The sequence below is a fragment of the Nitrosospira multiformis genome (assembly GCF_003050865.1).
In the GTDB taxonomy this organism is placed as follows: domain Bacteria; phylum Pseudomonadota; class Gammaproteobacteria; order Burkholderiales; family Nitrosomonadaceae; genus Nitrosospira; species Nitrosospira multiformis_E.
This window is the reverse complement of record NZ_QAOK01000061.1, coordinates 1-4,912: the sequence shown is the minus strand read 5'-3', so window position 1 is coordinate 4,912 and position 4,912 is coordinate 1. Positions and strand designations below refer to the sequence as shown.

The 4,912-nt window shown below is 48.7% G+C and carries 7 protein-coding genes; 4 read left to right on the top strand and 3 right to left on the bottom strand.

The window, feature by feature from the left end; translation table 11 throughout:
- Window positions 1-580: recombinase family protein (locus C8R21_RS15290; RefSeq protein ID WP_107763462.1), on the top strand; the 580-nt coding region annotated here is incomplete at its 5' end.
- On the opposite strand, the gene C8R21_RS15285 is transcribed toward C8R21_RS15290, so the two are convergent.
- Window positions 577-858, bottom strand: coding sequence for a helix-turn-helix domain-containing protein (locus C8R21_RS15285; protein ID WP_074975950.1), 282 nt, complete (start codon window positions 856-858; stop codon window positions 577-579). The genes C8R21_RS15290 and C8R21_RS15285 overlap by 4 nt on opposite strands.
- Window positions 855-1,181: a type II toxin-antitoxin system RelE/ParE family toxin gene (locus C8R21_RS15280; protein WP_107763461.1), complete on the bottom strand. Its 327-nt coding sequence runs from the start codon at window positions 1,179-1,181 to the stop codon at window positions 855-857. Before C8R21_RS15280 ends, C8R21_RS15285 begins: the two co-directional genes overlap by 4 nt.
- Before the next feature lie 148 nt (window positions 1,182-1,329).
- Between C8R21_RS15280 and C8R21_RS15275 the strand changes: the two genes are divergently transcribed.
- From C8R21_RS15275 to C8R21_RS16215, 3 genes are read left to right on the top strand one after another with little or no spacing between them, the layout of a single operon-like run.
- Window positions 1,330-1,971 carry an AAA family ATPase gene (locus tag C8R21_RS15275; protein ID WP_074975952.1) on the top strand — a complete coding sequence of 214 codons (642 nt, stop codon included), beginning with the start codon at window positions 1,330-1,332 and terminating at the stop codon, window positions 1,969-1,971.
- Between the two features lie 34 nt (window positions 1,972-2,005).
- Window positions 2,006-2,275, top strand: a complete 270-nt coding sequence (locus C8R21_RS15270) for a ribbon-helix-helix domain-containing protein (protein ID WP_107763460.1) — start codon at window positions 2,006-2,008, stop codon at window positions 2,273-2,275.
- A gap of 13 nt (window positions 2,276-2,288) precedes the next feature.
- On the top strand, window positions 2,289-3,521 hold the full coding sequence (locus C8R21_RS16215) for a replication initiator protein A (RefSeq protein WP_219906696.1): 1,233 nt from the start codon (window positions 2,289-2,291) through the stop codon (window positions 3,519-3,521).
- 1,262 nt (window positions 3,522-4,783) lie between these two features.
- Here the strand turns inward: C8R21_RS16215 and traD are convergent.
- Window positions 4,784-4,906 (bottom strand): conjugal transfer protein TraD, encoded by a 123-nt coding sequence (gene traD / locus C8R21_RS15255; RefSeq protein WP_258192453.1) that lies wholly within the window; start codon window positions 4,904-4,906, stop codon window positions 4,784-4,786.
- Window positions 4,907-4,912: the final 6 nt, after the last annotated feature.

The window sequence follows — 4,912 nt, the reverse complement described above, 5'->3', positions numbered from 1 at the left end:
GGTTTCCACCGATGACCAGAATCTTGACCTGCAGCTGGATGCTTTAACCAGGGCGGGATGCGAGCAGGTATTTACCGATCACGGCGTCAGCGGGGCCACCATCGAGCGTGAGGGACTGTCCCAGGCAATTGCCGCAGTGGGGAAAGGCGATGTGCTGGTTGTGTGGAAGCTGGACCGTCTGGGGCGGTCGTTGAGTTTCTTGATTGAACTGATCGAGAAGCTGCGAAACGAAGGCGCCGGATTTGAGAGCCTGTCGGATGGGATCGGCACCACGACAGCCGGAGGCAAGCTGGTATTTCACATCATGGGCGCATTGGCCGAGTTTGAGCGTTCATTGATATCCGAACGATCCAAAGCCGGCATGCAGGCAGCTAGGCGGCGGGGAAAGCATATAGGCCGTCCGCACAAATTGAACCGGGAGCAGATTGCTCACGCTAGGCGAATGATCCGGGAGGGACAGGAAACCGTAGCCAGCATGGCCGGGCTGCTGAGTGTGGATCGGACTACGTTGTATCGGGCGTTGAGTCGATTCACCCAACGCAAGGCTCATTGCGGGGAGCAATGTTTTGCGAATATCTAGGCTGGTTCAAGTTCCACGTGTACGCGTTGGCCGAGAGCTGTGGCGATGTTTACCAACGCATCCAGGGAGAACCGGGAAATACGTCCACGTAGCAGATCGTTGATACGTGGTTGAGTGACACCGCAATGAGCTGCAGCCTCGTTTTGTTTCCAGCCGTTGGCCTTGATGATGGCTGTAATCTGCTGCATCAAGTCGGCCCGCGTCCGAAGATTCGCAGCCTCCTCGGGTGTGTCGCTAATTGCATCCCATACACTGTTAAAGGTTTCAATCTCGATCACTTGGTACCTCTCATGAGTTCCACATAGCGGGATTTAGCCAAGTCAATATCACGTCTTGACGTGGCTTGAGTTTTCTTCTGGAAAGCATGTAATACGTAGACTGCATCGGATAGTCTTGCTGTGTAGACCACTCGATAGATGCCTGTTTCATCTCGCACGCGGATTTCTTCAACACCTTTACCAATGGAAGACATTGGCTTGAAGTCATCAGGCTGTGCGCCATTTTGAACCTTGTTTAATTGATAGCCAACATCATGCTTGACGTCCTCTGGGAATTCTCGCAAGCACTGGAGAGAATTGCCAAGGAATCGCAGTAGTTTCATAGCGTAAATATACTGATACGGATATAAATATACAAGCCTATAACAGCTTGATGGTGTTTCCAAGCGGAGCAGTAGGGTACTTCGCTTTGCATTATTAATATTAATTAAGTTAATATATAAATTATTTTAATATTAAAGAAAGTATAAAATGATTGTAACTGTAGGCAATACAAAGGGTGGGGTTGGCAAGACTACGCTTGCGGTGAATCTGGCAATTGCGCAAGCGTTGACCGGGCGTGATGTTTGGTTAATTGATGGCGATAGGCAAGGCACGGCGCAAACAGCTATAAGCATCCGAGCGGAAGCGGGTCACATCCCTGGTATTGCTTGTGCGAGCTATCCAGATGGTCCGATCTTGCGGGCACAAGTGCAACAGCAGGCCAGTAAATTTGACGACATCATCATTGATGCTGGTGGGCGCGATTCAACAGCACTACGAGCTGCTCTTGTGCTCTCTGATGTTCTCTTAGTACCTTTTCAACCCCGTAGTTATGACGTATGGGCCTTAAATGATATCGCCCTATTGGTGGATGAAGCACGCAGTGTACGCGATGGTTTGAGAGCCTTTGCCGTGCTCAATTGTGCTGATCCTGGGGAGCATTCAACCGACAATGCGGATGCTGCTGCTGCCGTAGCTGATGTGCCGCAATTCGAGTATTTAACTACACCATTGCGCCGTCGTAAGGTGTTTGCCAATGCAGCAGGTCAAGGTTTGTCTGTACTGGAAATAAAGCCGCAAGACACAAAGGCAGCAGATGAGTTAAAATCACTTGTTATGGCATTATTTTAATATTAAATTAATATGAATTAGGGGTTGAATTAGTATGACAATTACACGGCCCAAAAAGAAATCGAGTGTGGATGATTTCATTGCAGCTGCCCCTGATGCTGCTGCAAAAGCTGATTTGCCGCAGCCCAAATATGTAAGGAAGGGCAAGAAGTTGCAGATTACCCTGACTATTACCCAACCATTGCTTGAACGCGTGGACGAGCTGGCAGCAAAGCTAGGTCAGAGCCGTGCTGCTGTAATTAACTTGGCCGTATATCAAAGTCTTGAGAATGGCTTGAGTATCGACGGCGCACGTAGTCAGTAATCGGGGTACATGCATGGCTCCGCGGCAGAAGCTTGGCTCTGAAAAGTTTAAAAGCACGGTTGACCTATTCGACAACTTGGAGGCAGTTGACCAGGTACAAGTCAAGCTCAAGGCGGAAAAACTGATTCGTCACTCACAAGAGTGGCATCGAGAACTTTCCGAGCAAATTGTCGAAGCAAATAGAACGTTAGCTCGACTTGCCAATAATAAAATCCATTCTAATGACAAGGAAATAACTGCACTCCGCACGCGCATTAGCGCCTTACAGGCGAAGCGCTCCAAGATTGAGGCCGATCTCAATGCTGAATCTGAGTGGTTGAAAGCTTATCTAAAGCAAGCCAACAAAGCGGAACATCAGGCAAGGCCGCATTTGCCATACGATTACCATCAAGAACGAGAAAAAAAGCTGCTGCCAGTTCGGCACAAAAATAGGGATTTTTTTCTCGCAGATATGTTTGATTACACCTTGAAGGATGACGGGGCGAGCATGGAAGTCCCGATTTTTACTCTAGCCACTAAAACTGACTTATCGATCTGGAAATGGGTTAGTAAAGATAAAAACAAAAGCATTGAAATTTACCCATCAGTAAAGGGTAGAGCTACGCAGTTCGATAAAGACGTCCTGATCTATGTTGTAAGTCAAATTACAGAAGCATTAAATCGAGGTCGCGACGATGCCAAGAATAGAACAGTACGTTTTACCGTGTATGACTATCTAGTCACGACAAATCGAGGCGTTGGCGGTGATGACTACAAGCGGTTACAAGAAGCGTTTGAGCGTTTGGCAGGAACCCGTATCACGACTGATATACGGACAGGCGGGGAGCGGGTCAAGGAAGGTTTTGGCATCATCGAAAGTTGGCGTACTGTCGAAAAAAGCCGGGAAGATGAACGCATGATCGCAGTAGAAGTAACGCTTTCCAGGTGGCTATTCAATGCGGTTCAAGCTTTTGAAGTTCTAACAATCCATTCTGATTACTTCAGATTACGTAAGCCACTTGAACGCCGGCTCTACGAGTTAGCCAGGAAACACTGCGGTCATCAAGCACAATGGTCAATCGGACTTGAATTATTACGAGAAAAATCCGGCAGTAGATCAACCTTATATGAATTTCGACGCATGGTAAAAAGTATTACCCAAACTTCGACTTTGCCAGAATATCGAATGGCCCTAAGCGATGACGATAAAGTAACGTTTTATACCCGAGATAATTCTCGGTCTTTACGAGGTATAGCTAACAGATGATACGGTGTTTTACCCATGTTTTATCAGTTATTGGTGTTTCACCCATGTTTGTGAATAAACACGGTGTTTCACCCATGTTTATCTGTGAGGAAGCACGGTGTTTCACCCAAACAACTATCGGTGTTTCACCCAAAATGTAGTTTCTTAATTTATTGATTATATAGATGAAATATAGAATATTAATAGTGCGTAACGCGCGCGCGTTTTTTAACTTATAAAATCTTTAACGTCCCCCACACCAAATCGCTGTGGATAACATTTCACAACGAACAGCTTTCCGAGCAATCCCACCTCATCGACGCCCCCTGAAGGGGGCCGGAATATCCCCCTTCAGTTTCACCTTTTGTACTTTGTCCGCTACGTTACATTTTCACAAAGAGTCCACACCAGACGTTCCATCACACACCTTCATAATAAAAACCAACGCAAATCCAGCACAGACTCATCAAAACTCAACTGCCAATCTCAAAAGCAGAATATGAGGGCAATCCAGGCGGCTCAGATGACAGCACAGCTGTCATCTGAGCTGAGCCTTACGGCTCCCCCTTCGGGCACCAGGACCCGGACAAATCAGCCCCGGATCGCTTTGCAATCCGGCGCCTCAGCCGGGTTTCTGTGGAAATTGCCCTTTGTCCGTTCTGCTATTCCTTGCACGTTCGCAAAACCCGTCTTCAAGAGGAAGGGGCAAGGTAGGGCATGAGTATCATGCAGGCATGCCCTTCAGACGCGTTCTCAAGGCCGTGGAGCGCATTTCCACCTCAAGCTGAAGGAAATCTATCTTCTCCCCCCTTTAAACGCTCCAAAGGGCTTTAAAACCCTTTTTGTGAAAGACGCTTTTCTGGAACAGCTGTTTTCCGCTTTCAAGGCGGGGTCAAGGCGGGCGCAAGCCCCCCGGCAGGGCCTGGCCTTGATGCTGTCTGAAAGCCGGCAGACGCTATGGCTGCGGGTGCAGGGGAGTGGGTTTTGGCCGCAGGCCTCCTCTGCACCCCTGCCCCGTGGCGAACGCGGGGCGTGGGGCAGCGCCCCACGTACTTGCGCAGCAATTGCAACAAACCCGAAAGTGAAAACATGTGCAGGAATCCCGCATTTTTTTGCAGCCCCCGATATTCTTTCTGGAATATTTCGATATTTTTTTGAAGTAACCGGTATTTTTCTGAAGTGCCCGATATATTTCTGTTCAAGAGTTGACGGGGTTATCCAGCAGCCCCATCCCCCTGATCAGGAATTTAGCGCTGGCAAGGCTTGAGCACTCCTGCTGACTCTCAACCCTTCATTCTTTCTGCCAGCAGGGCATCGCCCTTGCGCTTCCACTCGCTCTTTCGCCTATCCTCCGCTGGCACCCCAGCTAGCTCCAGCAGTGCTCCCAGGAGCTCCCCCCGATCCAGGGTTGG

Excerpts from the sequence above, each read along its gene's own strand:
- C8R21_RS15280 (WP_107763461.1), bottom strand. The coding sequence starts at position 1,181 with ATGAAACTACTGCGATTCCTTGGCAATTCTCTCCAGTGCTTGCGAGAA.
- C8R21_RS15275 (WP_074975952.1), top strand. The coding sequence starts at position 1,330 with ATGATTGTAACTGTAGGCAATACAAAGGGTGGGGTTGGCAAGACTACG.
- C8R21_RS15270 (WP_107763460.1), top strand. The coding sequence starts at position 2,006 with ATGACAATTACACGGCCCAAAAAGAAATCGAGTGTGGATGATTTCATT.
- C8R21_RS16215 (WP_219906696.1), top strand. The coding sequence starts at position 2,289 with ATGGCTCCGCGGCAGAAGCTTGGCTCTGAAAAGTTTAAAAGCACGGTT.